This window comes from Phenylobacterium sp. SCN 70-31 (assembly GCF_001724605.1).
Taxonomy (GTDB): domain Bacteria; phylum Pseudomonadota; class Alphaproteobacteria; order Caulobacterales; family Caulobacteraceae; genus Phenylobacterium.
The window spans coordinates 35,608-52,081 of the sequence record NZ_MEEX01000019.1 but is presented as its reverse complement, the minus strand read 5'-3'; the positions used below and the strand labels follow the sequence as shown (position 1 = coordinate 52,081).

Below are 16,474 nucleotides of genomic sequence, written 5' to 3'. Positions count from 1 at the left end.
CGCCGTGGACGCCGACCATGACCGGGAAGCCGATCCCATCGCGGGATACGACGCCGCGGCGGCCGAGATCGCGGTGCGTTACGAGAGCGTACAGGCCGAGGCGGTGCATGCCGTAGTCGCGGACCTCGTCCGGTCCCGGGCCGGCGGGCGTGCGCTGGACGTGGGCGCGGGGTCGGGCCGCGACGCCGCGTGGCTCGCCCGCCTGGGCTATGCGGTGGTGGCCGTCGAACCCGCCGCGGGACTTCGCGCCGAGGCGCAGGCGCGTCACGCCGAGGCGGACGTCCTTTGGCTGGACGACCGCCTGCCGCGTCTGTCGGCGACGCACGCCCTTGATCGCACGTTCGACCTCATCCTGCTCAGCGGCGTGTGGATGCATGTCCGGCCGGGCGACCGACCGCCGGCGCTGCGGTCGCTGGCGGCGCTGCTCGCCGACGACGGGGTTCTGCTCATCAGCCATCGCAACCCCTCGTCGGTTCCCGACCGGCCGATGTGGGCCTGCCCCGAAGGCGAACTCGAGCGCCTGGCCGGCGACAGCGGTCTCCGCGTGATCCGCAGCGTCGCCGCCCAGGATCGCCTGGGACGTGGCGACGTGCGGTGGACATCGACAGTCCTGGTGCGCCTGGAGGCGACGCGGGGCTGAGGGCGCCGCGCGCCGCACTGCACGCTCGTGTTGCGGGCTCCGTAGTTTCCCGTAGGGGTCGCTACGAAATTTCCTCGGACGCCTGACGCGGGCATCCTGCGGCCAAGGTCGGGAGGACCCGCGATGTGGCCGGAACCCTATGTGATCCTGTGCGCCTTCGTGGCGTATGCGACGATCCTGTCGGGCGTGATGGTGGCCGACCTGGTCGCGGCCCGCCGCACGTCACGCGGCCTGAACAAAGCCGGGCCAGGTGGCCATATAGGTCACAAACGCGGGGCCAAGGCCCTCATTCTGCAGATGCTCGGCCGTGACGGGTAGGGCGATCGGCGTGAAGGTCGGGTCGCGGGCGCGTTCCGGGAAGTCGTGGTGCAGGATGGCGGCGCGGCCGATCAGGACGTAGTCGGCGCCGTCGTCCAGCATCTTCGCCGCTATGGCCGGGGTGGTGATCTTGCCGGCCACGCCCAGCCGGACGTTCCCGCGGTCGAGGTCGGTGAACCAGCTCATCAGGCTCCGGCCCTTGAACGCTTCCTCGACCGGTTCCTTGAAGACGTCCCACAACGACATGTCGAGGTAGTCGATCCGGCCGTCCGTGAGGACGGCCTGGGCGGTGTCGCGGATCTCGGCCAGCCGCAGGCCGAAGCGCTCGGGCGAGAGGCGCAGGCCCACCTGGAAGTCGGGGCGGGTGCGGGCGCGCACGCCGTCGATGATCTCGAAGACGATCCGGGCGCGGTTCTCGATTGAGCCCCCATAGCGGTCTTCGCGGCGGTTGATCTCGGGCGACAGGAACTGGGCCAGGACATAGCCGTGGGCCCCGTGAATCTCGACGCCGTCGAACCCGGCCTGATCGGCGCGGACGGCGGCGGCGACGAAATCCTCCACGAGCTGTTCCACCTCGCCCAGCGACAGGCCGCGGGCGCCGGTCTCGGGATCGTCCGAGGGACAGACGGGCTGGCCGACGAGGTCCTTGGGGCTGCGGTTGCCGGCGTGGTGGAGCTGGACGGACGAGACGCTGCCGTGGCCCTTGATCGCGGCGGCCAGGCGGGTGAGGCCCGGCAGGTGCTGGTCGCCGAAGATGCCGAGCTGGCCGGGGAAGCCCTGGCCCACCGCCTGAACGTGGGCCGCGCAGGTCATTGTGAGGCCGAAGCCGCCCTTGGCGCGCAGCGTGAGCCAACGGAACTCGTCGTCAGAGAGCACGCCGTCGGGATGGCTCTGGAGGTTCGTCAGCGGCGCCAGCATGAAGCGGTTCTTGAGCGCCGGGCCGTGGGCCAGGGTCAGGGGCGAGAACAGGTCGGCCAAGGTCGGGCTCCAGGCTGGGGTGTCGGATGTGGATAGAGGGCTTCCGCAGCGGCCGGCAAACCAGCCTTTCTGCAAGCCGTATCAGCGCGGCGGCCTCATGGCCGCGGCATCTCGGCGATCCACGCGCGGACCAGGGCCAGGCCCTCGTCGTGCGTCAGCGTGCGGCCCAGTTCGGGCATCATCACGCCGGGCTCGGTGGAGGTCATGCGGTGGACGAGGATCGAGGCCTGGGGCCGACCGGGTTCGATGCCGACGCGCAGCCCGCCCGATCCCCGGCCCGCGGCCACCGGCCCCTTGCCGACGCCTAGCGCAGCCGGCCGGGTCTCGTCCAGGTCGAGGTACAGGCCCGAGTTCGAGGCCACGGCGCGCGGGTTGTGGCAGTGCGCGCAATTGACGTCGAGATAGGCTCGCGCCCGGTCGGCCAGGGGCGCGGCGGGATCGTCCCAGCGGGCGGTGCGGGGCGCGGCCTCGGGCCGCGGCGCGCCGGCCAGCAGGCCCGCGCGCGTCCAGTGGGCGAGCTGGTTCTGCGGCCCGGAAGCATAGGCGAAGTCGCGGTTGAGGTTGCGGGCGTTGGGACCGATGGGAACCAGCGTCCTGTCGAGCTGATGGCATTCCTTGCACTGGTTCTGGTTGGGGACCGCCCACTCCACCGTTCGCGCACGCCCCTGGGGATCGGTGAAACGGGCTTCCAGGCGGGCGCCGGCGCGCCGCAGCACCGCCTCTGTCTGATCGTCGTTCCAGACATAGGCGAACGCGGTCCATCCCTCCGTCTTGCGGATCAGGAGCCGGGTCTCGAGACGCCGGCCGGGATATCCGAAGGTCTTCACCAGCGCGGCGCCGATGGGGAACTCGAATGCGCCGTGCTCGCGATACCGGACCTTCGCGCCCGGCGGCAGGTAGAGGAAGCGGTGCTTTTCGGCGTAGTCGCTGAACAGCGGAGTGTTCAGGTCGTAGGGGGTCAGGCCGGCGTTGGGCGTGGCCTGGCCGGGGCCGGTGAACAGACGGTAGTCCGAGAGCTTGGGCGCCGGCGTCTCGGCCAGCAGGACGTCCAGCGCCACAGGCCCTGGCGGCGGCGCGGCGCCCAGGCAGAGAAGGGCGGCGAGGGCCGCGAGCCACCGCACCGCGCCGGCCTCAGGCCCCGAGGTCGGCCTGCGCCTTGGGCAGGACGACCGGCGCCGGCTCGGCCACGGCCGCGCCGTCGATGGCGACGTTCGGCGTCATGTCCGGATTGGCCTTGTCCACCTGGCCGGGACCGGGCAGACGCAGGTTCAGCACGGGACCGTCGGTGAGGCGCATGCGCACGGGGTCGCTGTTCTGCGGGTGGCTGGTGACGCCGTCCCACATCACCGGCGGGATGTCGCGACCCAACAGCCCCTTGATGATGTCGCCGCCCGCGAACTTCGGGTCCCAGCCGTTGCGGCCGATCCGGTTGTCGCGGACCACGATGTCCCGGGCGAGGGGGTTGTAGGTCTTGTCGTCGAACTTCTGAGTGTAGCTGACCAGCATCACCGCGGTGGACTGGTTGCCGGCGATCTCGTTGTCGAAGACGTGGACGTTCCGGTTGGCCATGATCATCACGCCCGTGCCCACCGGCACGCCGGCCACGATGTTGCCGGCGGGCGCGAAGTTGGGCGTGTCGTTGTCCACGACACGGTTGCGGAACAGGCGGGTGGAGTGGCCGCCCATGACCGGCAGGTTCGGCAGGTCGAACACCAGGATGCCGCCGGTGTTGCGGGTGGCCACGTTGTCGAAGACATCGGCGCTCATCGAGTTCTCGATCTCGATGCCCGCCACGTTGAACTCGGCGCGGCTGCGCTTGACCACGATGTTCTTCGACTGGCCCACATAGATGCCGGCGTCCGAAGCCCCCCGCACCACGGCGCGGTCGATCAGCACGTTGCTGGACGAGACGGGATAGACGCCATAGGCGCCGTTGGTCTCCTTCGGCCCGCCTGTCCATTCGACGCGCACGTTGATGAAGCTGATCTGGTCGGAGCCCTTGGACTTCAGTCCGTCGCCCCGTGTGTCCTCGACGGCGAGGTCCCGGATGGTCACGCGGTCCGAGGTGACCAGCAGGCCCTCGCCCGCGCCCTTCTGGCCCTTGAACGACAGGATGGTGGCCTCGGGGCCGGCGCCCTTCACCGTCACGTCGTCCACGTCCAGCGAGAGGCCGTCGACCAGATCGTACCGGCCGGCGGCGATCTGGACCACGTCGCCCGGCTTCGCATCCAGCAGGGCGGTCTGGATCCGCTCCTGGGCGTCGGGGCCGGGGGGCACCGCAATGGTCTTCGCGTGGGCCGCGCCCGTGAGCGCGGTGGCGGCCAGCAGGGCCAGCATCAGCTTCGGCATCAGGATCCTCCCCGGCATCGTGACGCGCCGTTCAGGTTTGAGGAGACGCTGTTCAACTCGAGCGCGCAAGCCCTAAGGTGGCGCCCATGGACGCTCGGATCCTGCGCATCACCGCCGCCGGGGCGGGCCTGCTGAACCGGGTCGAGGCCGACGTCTTCGACCATGAGATCGACCCCCGTCACCTCGCGGCCTATCTCGCCGATCCGGGCCACCTGCTGGTCTGCGCGGTGGCGGACGGCGTGGTGATCGGTCAGGCCCGGGGCGTCATCACGCGCCAGCCCGACGCCCCGCCCGCGCTCTACATCGACAACCTGGGCGTCGCCGAGGCGTGGCGGCGGGAAGGGATCGCCTCGCGCCTGCTGGAAGATCTCACCGACTGGGGCCGTGCGAATGGCTGCGCCGTCGCCTGGGTGGCCACCGAACTCGACAACGACCCCGCCCGCGCGCTCTACGCCGGCCGCGGCGCCGAGATGCAGGCGGTGGCCTACTGCGAGTACGCGCTGGACGAGGCGTAGGCGTCGATCTCGGCCAAGCGGGCCTGCACGGTTTCGGGCGGCAGGAACGAGCCGGTGAAACTGTTCTTCGCGAGCGTGACCAGTTCCGCCTTCGTCAGGCCCAGGGCGTCGGCCGTGGCGATCCAGTTTCGGCCCAGGTAGCCGCCGAAGTAGGCCGGGTCGTCCGAGTTCAGCGTCGCCTTCAGGCCCAGGCCCAGCATCCGCTTCAGGGGGTGTTCGGCCAGGTCGTCCACCACGCACAGCTTGAGGTTCGAGAGCGGGCAGACGGTGAGCGTCATGCCGTCGGCCACCAGGCGTTCGACCAGCTTCGGGTCCTCCAGGGCGCGGTTGCCGTGGTCGATGCGATCGACGCCCAGGACGTCCAGCGCCTCCCAGACATATTCCGGCGGCCCCTCCTCGCCGGCGTGGGCCACCAGCTTCAGGCCCCGTTCGCGCGAGGCCCGGAAGACGCGGGCGAACTTGGAGGGGGGATGGCCCACCTCGGACGAATCCAGGCCCACGCCCAGAATGCGGTCCAGGTAGGGCTCGGCCATGCGCAGGGTGGCGAAGGCGGCGTCCTCGTCCAGGTGGCGCAGGTAGCAGAGGATGAGGCCCGAGCCGACGCCCAGCGACGTCTCGGCCTCGGCCATTCCCGCCAGCAGGCCGTCGGCGACGACGGCGAAGGGGATGCCGCGGTCCGTATGCGTCTGGGGGTCGAAGAACAGCTCTACATGGCGGCAGCCGTCGGCGGCGACGCGGCGGAAGTAGGCCAGGGCGAGATCCTTGAAGTCCTCTTCGGTCCTGAGCACGCCGGCGCCCTGGTAGTAGATGTCGAGGAAGTCCTGGAGGTTTCCGAAGGCGTAGGCGGCGCGCACCTCCTCCACGGAGCGGAAGGGCAGGTCGAGGCGGTTGCGGCGGGCCAGCTCGAACATCAGTTCGGGCTCGAGACTGCCCTCGATATGCAGGTGCAACTCGGCCTTGGGGAGGCCCTGGACGAAGGTCGGGAGATCACTCATCCGGCCACCCAACTCCGAACCTGCGGTCGGTTCAAGGTTTGCGGGTCTTGCGCCGGGCCTGGGGGGCCAAACGCTTGGGCCAGGACGACCCCGGACTCTGCCGGGGCGGGCCCGGCTTGCGGACGGCGGTGGGTGATCTAGGCTGGCGTCGCAACCGGGGGGCGTGCGTGCAAGGCGATGTGGCGGCGGACGGCGGTCGGGCCGCGGAGGCGAAACTCGCCGCCGCCCATCGCGCCCTGCTGGAAACGCCGGGGATCCAGTTCGATTTCAAGGGCGCGCCGCCGGCGCCGAAGCCGCCGCCCTGGCTGAAGGGCCTGGCCGAATTCCTGGAGGTCATCGCGCCCGTGATGGTCGTGGTGTTCTGGGCCGGCGTGGCGGCCGGGGTCCTGTTCATCGTCTATCTGGTCGCGCGGGAATTCGCGCCGGAGTCCTGGTTCCGCCGAAGGTCGACGGTGAGTGACGTGGCCGACTGGCGGCCCGACGCCGCGGCGGCGCGGGCGCTGCTGGAGGACGCCGACCGCCTGGCCGAGGCCGGCCGGTTCGAGGAGGCGATCCACGTCCTGCTGTTCCGGTCCATCGACGATCTCGCGGGCCGCCGCCCCGGCGTGGTGCGCCCCGCCCTGACCAGCCGCGATATCGCCGGCCTTTCGGTCCTGCCGCCGGCGGCGCGGGCGGCGTTCGCGCGTCTGGCCGGAGCGGTGGAGCAGACGTTCTTCGGCGGCCGGCCCGCCGGGGCCGACGCGTTCCGCGAGGCGCGCGCGGACTATGAGGCGTTCGCCTTCGCCGAGGGGTGGCGATGAGCGAGGCGCCCACGCCCGCCGCGCCCGCGTTCCGGCCGCGGACGATCCTGGCGTTGATCGGCGTTGGGGTCGTGGCGTTCGCCGCCATGGCCGTCCTGGCGGCCTATGCGCCCGACCTGCGCAGCGGGAACGACGGGCGGGCGCACGCGATGTCGCGATCGGCGATCGGCTTCGCCGCCGCGCCGATCCTGGCCCGGAATTTGGGCGAGACGGCCAGCGTGAGCCGCAGCCCGCCGCGCGGGCTGGCCGAGGCCGTGGTCGTCGTCACGCCCGAAGGCCATGAGCGGACCCAGGCGTTGGATCCGTTCGCCGAAGCCGCCGCCGTCCTGATCGTGATGCCGAAATGGGCGGTCTCACCCGACCCGTTGCGCCGGGGCGCGGTGCGCAAGGTCGACGTCCGGCCGGCCCGCGACGTCGACCGGCTGCTGTCGCGGTACGCCAAGGCCACGCGGCTGACACCGGGTTCGGCCGTAACGCGCCCGATTCTGCGTGGCGCCGGCGGGCCGTTCGATCCCGGCACGGTGCTGCCGCTGGGGCCGATCGACCGGCTCCAGACCGTGACCGGCGAGGGCTGGGCGCCGGCGCTGGTGAACGAGAAGGGCGAGATCGTCCTCGCCTACGCCGTCGAAAACCCCAAGATCCTCCTGCTGGCCGATCCCGACCTGCTGAACAACCAGGGCCTGGCCGAACTGGCCAACGCGCGCGCCGGCGCGGCGATCCTGTCGGCCGCCAGCGCCGGCGGCGAGCGGCCCATCCTCTTCGACGTGACGCTGAACGGCCTGGCGCGCGGGCGCGGGCTGGGCCGGCTGATGCTGGAGCCGCCGTGGCTGGCGGCCACCCTGATCGGCCTGGCGGCCACGGTGCTGATGGCGCTGCACGCCCTGGCGCGGTTCGGCCAGCCGCGCCGCGAGGGCCGGGCCTTCGCGCTGGGCGCCGGCGCGCTGGTGGACAATTCCGCCGACCTGATCCGCATGGCGCGCAAGGAAGCCGAGTTCGCCCCGGCCTACGCCGGCGTGATCCGCCGGATGGTGATCCGCGCCGGGGGCGGTCACGCCGCCCAGGAACACTGGCTGGACGACCTGGCCCGACGCCGCGGTGTCGCCTCGCCCGACGAGATGGCCGCCGAGGCTCAGGGCGCGAAGACCCGCGACGACCTGCTGGGGGTCGCCCGCAAGCTCTACGACTGGAAGGGAGAACTCACGCGTGACCGTCGATGAGGTGAAGGCCCTGGCCGCCGGCGTCCGCGCCGAGATCGCCAAGGCCGTTGTCGGGCAGGAGGATACGATCGACCTGCTGCTGACTGCGCTGTTCGCGCGCGGCCACGTGCTGCTGGAGGGGCCCCCCGGAGTGGCCAAGACGTTCCTGGCCCAGTGCTTCGCGCGCACCCTGGGCCTCGACTTCGGGCGCATCCAGTTCACGCCCGACCTGATGCCGGCCGACATCATCGGCTCGAACGTGTTCAACTTCCAGACCTCGACCTTCTCGCTGACCGAGGGCCCGCTGTTCTGCGAACTGCTGCTGGCCGACGAGGTGAACCGCACGCCGCCCAAGACCCAGGCGGCCCTGCTCGAGGCGATGCAGGAGCGCCGGGTCACCATCGACGGCAAGACCCGGCCGCTGTCGGCGCGCTTCATGGTGGTCGCCACCCAGAACCCTCTGGAGCAGCAGGGCACCTATCCCCTGCCCGAGGCCCAGCTCGACCGCTTCCTGTTCAAGCAGACGCTCGGCTACCCCAGCCGGGAGGAGGAGCGGCGCATCGTGGCCGAGTACGGCGTGCAGGCCGGCCATGTCGATCCCGCGGCGCGCGGCGTCGGCCGGGCGGTGACGGCGAAACAGCTCGACGAGGCGCACAAGGCGGTGGCCGCCGTCCGCCTGACCGACGAGATCGTGGGCTATGTGCTGGACCTCGTGCGGTCCACCCGCGAGACGCCCGACCTGGCCAGCGGGGCATCGCCGCGGGCCGCCGCCCAGCTCGCGCTGGCGGCCCGGTCGCGCGCGGCCCTGGATGGACGCGACTACGCCATCCCCGACGACGTGAAGGCCCTGGCTCTGCCGCTGCTGCGTCACCGGGTGATCCTGTCGCCCGCCGCCGAGATCGACGGCCGCCGCCCCGACCAGATCCTGCAGGGGCTGGTCGATCTGGCCGCCGCCCCGCGCTGACCCGGTGGGCCTCTATCCCACAGCCCGGGCGATCGGCCTGATGGCCGCCGGCGCCGCGCCGGCCCTGGCCCTGGCCGTGGCCGCGCCCCAGCTCTGGACGCTGGCGGCGGCGTGGATCTTGTTGGCCGTGGGCCTGATGCTGGCGGACGTCATGCTGGCGGCCTCGCCGCGTGCGCTGACGCTGTCCGCCGCCGCGCCGCCGCTGATGGGCATGGGGCGGCCCGAGACCTTGCGGGTCACCGCCGCCTTCGAGCGGGCCGCGCCGCCGCGCGTGGAGGTGGCGGCGGGCGTGGGACCGCGGTTGACGGTGACGCCCGACCGGCGGGTGCTGGCGACGCGCGAGGGCCGGGCCGAGGCCGAGCTGACCCTGGAGGCCGTGCGCCGCGGCGAGGGGCGGGTCGAGGCGCTTTGGGTGCGCTGGCGTGGGCCGCTGGGGCTGATGTGGCTGCAACGCGAGGTGTCGCCGGGCGCCGTCGTACCGATCCTGCCCGACATTGCCGGGGTCAAGGAACAGGCGCTGAGGCTGTTCGCCCGCGACGCGCCGCTGGGCGCCAAGCCGCTGATCGACACGGGCGAGGGCGCCGAGTTCCACGCGCTGAAGGAATTCCAGACCGGCATGGATCTGGGCGACATCGACTGGAAGCAGAGCGCCCGCCACGCCCGCCTGATCGGCCGCGAATACCGCACCGAGCGGAACCACCAGGTGATGCTGGCGCTGGACTGCGGCCGGCTGATGAGCGCCCCCGTCGCCGGCCTGCCGCGACTGGACCGGTCGATCAACGCCGCGCTGCTGCTGGCTTTCGTCTCGCTCCGGATGGGCGACCGGGTGGGGGTCTTCGCCTTCGACTCCAGACCGCGGGTGGCCAGCGGCGCGGCCTCGGGACCGTCGGCGTTCCCCCTGGTCCAGCGGATCTGCGCCGGGATCGATTACTCGGTGGAAGAGACCAACTTCACCCTGGGCCTCACGGCGCTGTCGGGGCGGCTGGACCGGCGGGCGACGGTGGTGGTCTTCACTGATTTCGCCGACGCCACCTCGGCCGAGCTGATGGTGGAGAACGTCGCGCGGCTGCTGCGCACGCACGTGGTCCTGTTCGTGGTGTTCCGCGACGAGGAGGTCGAGCGTCGGGTGACGGCCGAGCCGGTCACCCCCGAGGACGTCACCCGCACGGTCATCGCCGAGCGCCTCCTGCGCCAGCGCGAGGCGGTGACCGCCCGCCTGCGCCGGCTGGGAGCCCAGATCGTGGACGCGCCCGCGGACGCCCTGGCCTCGGTGCTGCTCAACGAATACCTCGACGTGAAGCGGCGGGGACTGGTCTGATGTCCGAGCTGCACCTCAAGAGCTGGCGGTTCCGGGCCGAGCGCGAGGCGGACTGGCGGCGCCTGGAGCGGCTGCTGGACAAGGCGGAGGCCGGCGGCGCGGCCCGCCTGTCCCCCGACGAACTTCTGGAGATGCCGGTGCTCTACCGTCAGGCGCTGTCGTCGCTGTCGGTGGCTCGTTCGATCTCGCTGGATCAGAGCCTGACCGGCTATCTGGAGAGCCTCTGCACGCGGGCCTACTTCTTCGTCTACGGCGCGCGCACCCGCCTGCCCGAGCGGCTGGCCCGCTTCTTCCGATACGACTGGCCGAACGCGGTGCAGGCGCTGTGGCGCGAGACCCTGGCCTCGTTTGCGATCTCGGCGGTGGCCGCCCTGGTGGCCTTCCTGCTGGTGACGGGCGACCCGGACTGGTTCCACAGCTTCGTCAATCCGGGACTGGCCGGCGGCCGCGATCCGTCGGCGTCGACGGAGTTCCTGCGCGAGACCCTCTACGACCACGACGCCAGCGTCGGCGACGGGCTGACGGTGTTCGCGGCGTTCCTCTTCGCCCACAACGCCCAGGTGGCGCTGTTCGCCTTCGCCCTCGGCTTCCTGCTCTGCGCGCCCACGGCGGCGTTGATGGTGCTGAACGGCGGCATGTTGGGCGCCTTCCTGGCTCTGTTCGCCTCGCGCAACCTGGGCTTCGAGGCTGGCGGATGGCTGATGATCCACGGCGCCACCGAACTGTTCGCGGTGATCCTGGCTGGCGCGGCGGGCTTCTCCATCGGCTGGTCGGTGATCTTCCCCGGCGACCGGACGCGCCTGGACGCCGCCGCCGCCGCGGGCCGGCGCGCGGCCACGGCCATGGCGGGCGTGGTCTGCATGCTGATGGTCGCCGGCCTGCTGGAGGGGCTGGGCCGCCAGCTCATCACCCACGACCTCGTCCGCTACGCCATCGCGGCCACGACGCTGGCGGGCTGGCTGGCCTACTTCTACTGGCCCCGGAAAGCTGCGTCGTGACCGCGCCCGCCCCTCCCGCCGGAACGCGGCGGTCGTTCTGGGGACGCCGCCCGGCGCGCGGCCGCGGGGCCCGACGCCGCTTCGACGGCTATCGCGAACTGGTCACCCCCGAAGGCGTGGACCTCCGGCTCCAGGTGGGCGGATACGGCGAGCGGCTGAGCGCCATGGCTCTCGACCTGCTGATCCTGGGCGCCGGCCTGCTGGTGTTCGGTCTGATGGTGGCCCTGGCCGTCTGGGCGACCGGTGCGACGTGGCTGGGACAGGGGGCGGTGATCGTCGCCATCCTGGGCTGGTTCCTGGGCCGGAACTTCTACTTCTTCTGGTTCGAGGCGCGGTCGCGGGCGGCGACGCCGGGCAAGCGGTTGATGGGCCTCCGGGTCGCCTCGGCCGACGGGGGGCGGCTCACCGCCGACGCGGTCTTCGCGCGGAACGCCATGCGCGAGGTCGAGGTGTTCCTGCCCGCCACCTTCTTCATGATGCGCGGCGAGGGGGTAGACGCCGCGCTCATCGGCCTGGGCGCCATCTGGAGCCTGGTGCTGGTCCTGTTCCCGCTGTTCAACGCCGACCGGCGGCGGCTGGGCGACCTCGTGGCGGGAACGATCGTCGTGAAGGCGCCCCGGCGCGTGCTGCAGGCCGACCTCGCCGACGCCGACCGTCGCGTCTCCAGCGGGCTGGCGTTCTCGCCGGCCCAGCTCGACGCCTACGGCATCCGCGAACTCCACGTGCTGGAAGACGTGATCCGGGCGGGCGACCGAAAGGCGATGGCGGCGGTGGCCGGGCGTATCCGGGACAAGATCGCCTGGGAAGGGCCCGCCGACACGGCCGACGTCACCTTCCTCAACGCCTACTACGTCGCGCTCCGAGGGCGGCTGGAGAGCCGCCTGCTGTTCGGCCGCCGCCGTCGGGACAAGTTCGACGTCAGTTGAAGATGTCGGCCAGGTCCTTTGCGCCCAGCCCCTCCTTGGCCTGACGCAGCTCGACGTACAGCACCGAGATCAGCGCCGCGCTGAGGATGGCGGATAGGGTCTGCTGGACGACGTTGAGCGCGATCATCAGCGGGTTGGTCGCCAGGGCGCTCGGGTCTTGCAGGGCGGTGGGGTTCGCGAAGGCCAGCGCGCCCGCGACGACGGCGACGACGGCGCCGACCACCATCAGGAGCACGAAGAGAACGACGAACAGGGCGAAGATCCGCCAGCGGTTGCCGCGGGTGAGGGCGCGCGAGCGCGTGAAAGCGCCGAAGACTCCCGACCGGTCCGCCACGACCGCGGGCGCGCAGACGCACAGCGCGATGGCGATCATGATTCCGGGCACGATGAGCAGAACGAACCCCAGCATGATCGCCAGGGTGTAGAGAATGCTCACCGCGATCAGCGGGAGGAAGGCGCGCAGTCCGGTGGCCAGGGCCTCGCCGATGGAGGCGCGGGCGCCGCTGAAATCCTGGACGACGGCATGGATGAGCGCGCCCTGAAGGATGGCGGTGGTGATCATGAGGACCACCACACTCAGGCCGACATTGCCGAAATAGGCGCCGGTTGCGCCGAGGTCGCCCGTCTCCATCGCGGCGAGCTGCTCGGTCATCGCCGAGGTCTGGAGAACGTACATCAGCCCGGTCGGCAGGCCGGCCAGGATCAGACCCAGGACCGCGAAGGTCACGAAATTCCGGCCGATGACCGAGAACGTGCCGCCCATCACGCGGCCGATGTCGAGCTTGCGCGTTTCCGCGGCGGTGGTGTCCGTCATGTCGCTCCCCCCAATCGTCCCCGGGGGGGCGATGTCTGACCCGAGAGTAATCACGGGTTGCTGGCCCTGTCGACGTGGCGGCGGGGATGGGGGAGAACGCCGTCGTGGCCGAGGTCCTGACCGCGCACGCCGAGCGCCTGCCGCTCAAGGCGCCCTTCCGCATTTCGCGCGGCGTGAAGACCCATGCCGAGGTGGTGGTGGCGGAGGTCCGCGACGGCGATCGGCTGGGCCTGGGCGAATGCGTCCCCTACGCCCGCTACGGCGAGACGCCGGACACGGTGCTCGCCGCGCTGGCGGAGGCGTCGGGCCGGATCGCGCGGGGCGAGCCCGCCCGCGCCGTCGCGGCGGCCATGCCCGCAGGCGCGGCGCGCAACGCCTTGGACTGCGCGCTCCGGGACCTGGAGGCGCGGCGCTCGGGCAAGAGCGTCGCTGCGCGGCTGGGCCGACAAGCGCCCGGCCCGATGGCGACGGCGGTGACGATCAGCCTGGACGCCCCCGAGGCGATGGCCGCCGCCGCCGTGGCGTCGGCCGACGCGCCGCTGCTGAAGGTGAAGCTGGACGCCGACGATCCTGGGGCGCGCCTGCTGGCGGTGGCGCGGGCCGCGCCCGGCGCCCGCCTGATCGTGGACCCGAACGAGGGCTGGACCCTGGATGTCCTCATGGGCCTCGCCGACCTGATCGCCCGGCTGCCGGTGGCGATGGTGGAGCAGCCGTTGCCGGCCGACGCGGACGCCGCGCTCGCCGGCCTGGCCTATCCCGCGCCGCTCTGCGCCGACGAGTCCGTCCACACCGCCGCCGACGTGACCCGGGTCGCCGACCGCTATCAGGTGGTCAACGTCAAGCTGGACAAGGCCGGAGGCCTCACCGAGGCGCTCGCGATGGCGGCCGAGGCGCGCCGACTGGGCCTGGGCCTGATGGCCGGCTGCATGGTGTCGAGTTCCCTGGCGATCGCGCCCGCGCTCTGGATCGGGGCCGGCGCCGACGCGGTCGACCTGGACGGCCCCTGGTGGCTGACGCGCGACCGGCCCGGCGGCTGCCGCATCGAGCGGGGCGTGCTGCACCCGCCGGACGCGGGATTCTGGGGCGACCCCGGCCCGCGTCCCTGAGTGGGTTACGCCTTCTCCCACCACGGATAGCCCGGCGGCATGTCGGTGGACACCTTGCCAGGGAAGCGGGGCGGGCGTTTCTCCAGGAAGGCGCCGACCCCCTCGCGCACGTCGGCGCCTGCGCCGAGCTGCAGGCTGAGCGGTCCGTCCACCTTCAGCAGGCCCCAGGGATCGGGCTCGCCCGAGAACCGCCACAGCATCTGACGGGCCAGCGCGATCGATACCGGGGCGGTGTTCTCGGCGATCTCCAGCGCCAGCGCACGGGCGCGGGCCATCAGTTCGTCCAGGGGTGTAACTTCGGCCACGAGGCCGGCGGCGTGGGCCTCGTCAGGGCCGACCATCGCGCCGGTCAGGCACCAGCGCAGCGCCTGCGGCAGGCCCACCAGCCGTGGCAGGAACCAGGCGCTGCCGGCCTCGGGCACCAGGCCGCGACGGGCGAAGACGAAGCCGATCTTCGCGGTCTCGGCGGCGAGCCGGATGTCCATCGGCAGGGTGAGCGTCGCACCCACACCCGCCGCCGCGCCGTTGATCGCCGCGATGGACGGCTTGCGGCAGTTGAAGATGGCTTCCACGAAGCCGCCCCCGGCCTGCCGCGCCTGACCGGGCGCGGCGAAGGCGACCGAGCCCTCGGCCTGGGCGTCGAACGCGCCTGCGCCGCCCGAGATGTCGGCCCCGGCGCAGAAACCACGGCCCGCGCCGGTGACGATCACCACGCGCACGTCGTCGTCCGCGTCGGCGCGGTGGAAGGCGTCGGCCAGTTCCGCGCCCATGACGGCGGTGTAGGCGTTCAGCTTCTCGGGCCGGTTCAGCGTGACCGTCAGCACCGGGCCTTCGATCTCGTAGAGGATGGTTTCGTAGGCCAACGTCGTCCTCCCTGGTCGTCTGTTTCCGGCAGGGGGCGCGCTTGACGAGGCGGAAGGTCAACCGGCCCGCGATGCGCTATAGGCGGCGGCGTGCCGCACGCCGCCCCACACCCCCCGTCGATCGCCGATCCGCTGGCCTGCCTCGCCGTGCGCGCGACGGCCTGGGCCGATCCCGTGGCTGTCGGCGCGGCTTTCGCGGACGAGACCTACGGCTGCGTGCTGCTGTCGGCCGAGGGCTGGTCGTACGTCCTCCGCCGGCCCGATGCGGTGTCGGAGGACAGCCTGGACCTGGCCGGCCTGTTGGGACCGCCCCAACCGCCGACGGATGGCCCGCCGTTCCTGGGCGGGGTGGTGGGGTTGGCCGGCTACGAACTGGGCGCGGTGCTCGAGCCCACCACGCCGCAGGCCCGCGACGGCGTCTGGCCCGACCTCACCCTGTTGCGCTATCCGGCGCTGCTGGCCTTCCACGCTGATCGACGGCGGGCGCTGGCCATCGGTCGCGGACCCGATCCTCGCGCGGCGGCGGCGGCGGCCGACTTCGCCCTGAGCTGGCTGGACGCCCCAAGACCCCCGTCCCGCCGGGACGTTCTGGCGGCGTCCGTCGAGCTTTCGGTGACGGACGACGCGCATGCCGCCGCCGTCGCGCAGACGGTGGCGAGGATCGCCGCCGGCGAGATCTTCCAGGCGAATCTGGCCCGCGCCTGGCGCGGCCGGCTCGAGGCGGACGTGACGCCCTACGACCTCTTCCGCCGGCTCGCGGCGAGCAGCGCGGCCGGCTATGCCGCCTGGCTGCGGTTGCCGGGGCGGGCGCTGGTGTCGAATTCGCCCGAGCGCTTCCTGTCGGTGCGGCCCGGCGAGGGCGGGCTGTGGGCCGAGACCTGGCCGATCAAGGGCACCCGGCCGCGCGGCGCGGACCCGGCCTCGGACGCCGCCCTGGCGGCGGAGCTTGCGGCCAGCGACAAGGATCGGGCCGAGAACCTGATGATCGTGGACCTGATGCGCAACGACCTGGCGCGGGTGTCGGAACCCGGCACGGTGAGCGTCCCGGCGTTCGCGGCCGTGCGCAGCTACGCCAACGTCCATCACCTGGTCTCCACGGTGCGGGCGCGGCTGGCCCCGGACAAGAGCGCCTGGGACGCTTTTCTGGCGGCCTTCCCGCCGGGCTCGGTGACGGGCGCTCCGAAGCTGCAGGCCATGCGGGTGATCGCCGACCACGAGGCCCCGCGCGGCCCTTACTGCGGCAGCCTGTTCTGGGCGGGTGTCGACGGTGCGCTGGAGGCTTCGGTGCTCATCCGGACGGTGGCGCTGGTCGAGGAGCTGACCGAAAATCCGGCGGGATGGGCGTTCGAAGCGCGCGCCGGGGGCGGTGTGGTCGCCGACAGCGATCCCGTCGCCGAGACGGACGAGACCACGGCCAAGATCGGCGCCATCCTGAAGGCGTTGACCGAACCCGCTGCGGACGCCCCAAGATGAGCGACATCGCCCTAAACGACCGCGGATTCACCCTGGGCCACGGCCTGTTCGAAACGGTGCTGTGGGCGGGCGGGGTGCTGGAATACTGGGACGACCATGTCGAACGCATGGAGCGCGGCTGCCGCGCCCTGGGTCTTCCCTTGCCTGCGCGGGCGGACCTGACGGCGGCGGCCGAAGCCGCCCTGGCCGAAGCCGCGCGGGCCGCCGCCGGACGGCCCGCG

Annotated in this window: 16 protein-coding genes and 1 pseudogene; 11 read left to right on the top strand and 6 right to left on the bottom strand. The window is 72.2% G+C overall.

What is annotated here, in order from left to right:
* The first annotated feature begins 4 nt into the window (after positions 1-4).
* Positions 5-640, top strand: a complete 636-nt coding sequence (locus tag ABS78_RS14735; protein WP_293380684.1) for a class I SAM-dependent methyltransferase — start codon at positions 5-7, stop codon at positions 638-640.
* A 222-nt stretch (positions 641-862) separates the two neighbouring features.
* On the opposite strand, the gene ABS78_RS14730 is transcribed toward ABS78_RS14735, so the two are convergent.
* From ABS78_RS14730 to ABS78_RS14720, 3 genes are all read right to left on the bottom strand, one after another.
* Complete coding sequence (locus ABS78_RS14730; protein WP_293380681.1) at positions 863-1,936, bottom strand: NADH:flavin oxidoreductase; 1,074 nt, start codon at positions 1,934-1,936, stop codon at positions 863-865.
* Between the two features lie 95 nt (positions 1,937-2,031).
* Positions 2,032-3,057, bottom strand: coding sequence for an SO2930 family diheme c-type cytochrome (locus ABS78_RS14725; RefSeq protein WP_293380678.1), 1,026 nt, complete (start codon positions 3,055-3,057; stop codon positions 2,032-2,034).
* 10 nt (positions 3,058-3,067) lie between these two features.
* Positions 3,068-4,285 carry a parallel beta-helix domain-containing protein gene (locus ABS78_RS14720; RefSeq protein ID WP_293380675.1) on the bottom strand — a complete coding sequence of 406 codons (1,218 nt, stop codon included), beginning with the start codon at positions 4,283-4,285 and terminating at the stop codon, positions 3,068-3,070.
* An 86-nt stretch (positions 4,286-4,371) separates the two neighbouring features.
* Between ABS78_RS14720 and ABS78_RS14715 the strand changes: the two genes are divergently transcribed.
* Complete coding sequence (locus ABS78_RS14715; RefSeq protein ID WP_293380671.1) at positions 4,372-4,800, top strand: GNAT family N-acetyltransferase; 429 nt, start codon at positions 4,372-4,374, stop codon at positions 4,798-4,800.
* Here ABS78_RS14715 and ABS78_RS14710 read toward each other — a convergent pair.
* Positions 4,770-5,795: an adenosine deaminase gene (locus ABS78_RS14710; RefSeq protein WP_293380668.1), complete on the bottom strand. Its 1,026-nt coding sequence runs from the start codon at positions 5,793-5,795 to the stop codon at positions 4,770-4,772. The genes ABS78_RS14715 and ABS78_RS14710 overlap by 31 nt on opposite strands.
* Before the next feature lie 167 nt (positions 5,796-5,962).
* On the opposite strand from ABS78_RS14710, the gene ABS78_RS14705 reads away from it, so the two are divergent.
* From ABS78_RS14705 to ABS78_RS14680, 6 genes are read left to right on the top strand one after another with little or no spacing between them, the layout of a single operon-like run.
* Positions 5,963-6,595 carry a DUF4129 domain-containing protein gene (locus ABS78_RS14705; RefSeq protein WP_293380665.1) on the top strand — a complete coding sequence of 211 codons (633 nt, stop codon included), beginning with the start codon at positions 5,963-5,965 and terminating at the stop codon, positions 6,593-6,595.
* Positions 6,592-7,812: a hypothetical protein gene (locus tag ABS78_RS14700; RefSeq protein WP_293380662.1), complete on the top strand. Its 1,221-nt coding sequence runs from the start codon at positions 6,592-6,594 to the stop codon at positions 7,810-7,812. Before ABS78_RS14705 ends, ABS78_RS14700 begins: the two co-directional genes overlap by 4 nt.
* A complete protein-coding gene (locus ABS78_RS14695; RefSeq protein ID WP_293380659.1) occupies positions 7,799-8,755 on the top strand; it encodes a MoxR family ATPase in 957 nt (318 codons plus the stop codon). The genes ABS78_RS14700 and ABS78_RS14695 overlap by 14 nt, the downstream gene beginning before the upstream one ends.
* 4 nt (positions 8,756-8,759) lie before the next feature.
* Entirely contained in the window at positions 8,760-10,073 is a 1,314-nt protein-coding gene (locus ABS78_RS14690) for a DUF58 domain-containing protein (protein WP_293380656.1), read from the top strand.
* Positions 10,073-11,071 (top strand): stage II sporulation protein M, encoded by a 999-nt coding sequence (locus ABS78_RS14685; RefSeq protein ID WP_293380653.1) that lies wholly within the window; start codon positions 10,073-10,075, stop codon positions 11,069-11,071. Before ABS78_RS14690 ends, ABS78_RS14685 begins: the two co-directional genes overlap by 1 nt.
* Entirely contained in the window at positions 11,068-11,997 is a 930-nt protein-coding gene (locus ABS78_RS14680; protein ID WP_293380650.1) for an RDD family protein, read from the top strand. The genes ABS78_RS14685 and ABS78_RS14680 overlap by 4 nt, the downstream gene beginning before the upstream one ends.
* Here the strand turns inward: ABS78_RS14680 and ABS78_RS14675 are convergent.
* Entirely contained in the window at positions 11,990-12,811 is an 822-nt protein-coding gene (locus tag ABS78_RS14675) for a YciC family protein (RefSeq protein ID WP_293380647.1), read from the bottom strand. The two genes, ABS78_RS14680 and ABS78_RS14675, sit on opposite strands and share 8 nt — an antisense overlap.
* Positions 12,812-12,897: 86 nt before the next feature.
* Between ABS78_RS14675 and dgcA the strand changes: the two genes are divergently transcribed.
* Positions 12,898-13,917, top strand: a complete 1,020-nt coding sequence (gene dgcA, locus ABS78_RS14670) for an N-acetyl-D-Glu racemase DgcA (protein ID WP_293380644.1) — start codon at positions 12,898-12,900, stop codon at positions 13,915-13,917.
* A gap of 5 nt (positions 13,918-13,922) precedes the next feature.
* Here dgcA and ABS78_RS14665 read toward each other — a convergent pair whose 3' ends face one another.
* Positions 13,923-14,780, bottom strand: a complete 858-nt coding sequence (locus ABS78_RS14665; RefSeq protein ID WP_293380641.1) for an enoyl-CoA hydratase-related protein — start codon at positions 14,778-14,780, stop codon at positions 13,923-13,925.
* A gap of 90 nt (positions 14,781-14,870) precedes the next feature.
* Here ABS78_RS14665 and ABS78_RS14660 point away from each other — a divergent pair, with 90 nt between their 5' ends.
* Both ABS78_RS14660 and ABS78_RS23925 read left to right on the top strand, forming a co-directional pair.
* Positions 14,871-16,253 (top strand): chorismate-binding protein, encoded by a 1,383-nt coding sequence (locus ABS78_RS14660; RefSeq protein ID WP_363083315.1) that lies wholly within the window; start codon positions 14,871-14,873, stop codon positions 16,251-16,253.
* Positions 16,250-16,474, top strand: a pseudogene (locus ABS78_RS23925) (aminotransferase class IV); the annotation flags it as partial. The gene ABS78_RS14660 and the pseudogene ABS78_RS23925, both read left to right, overlap by 4 nt.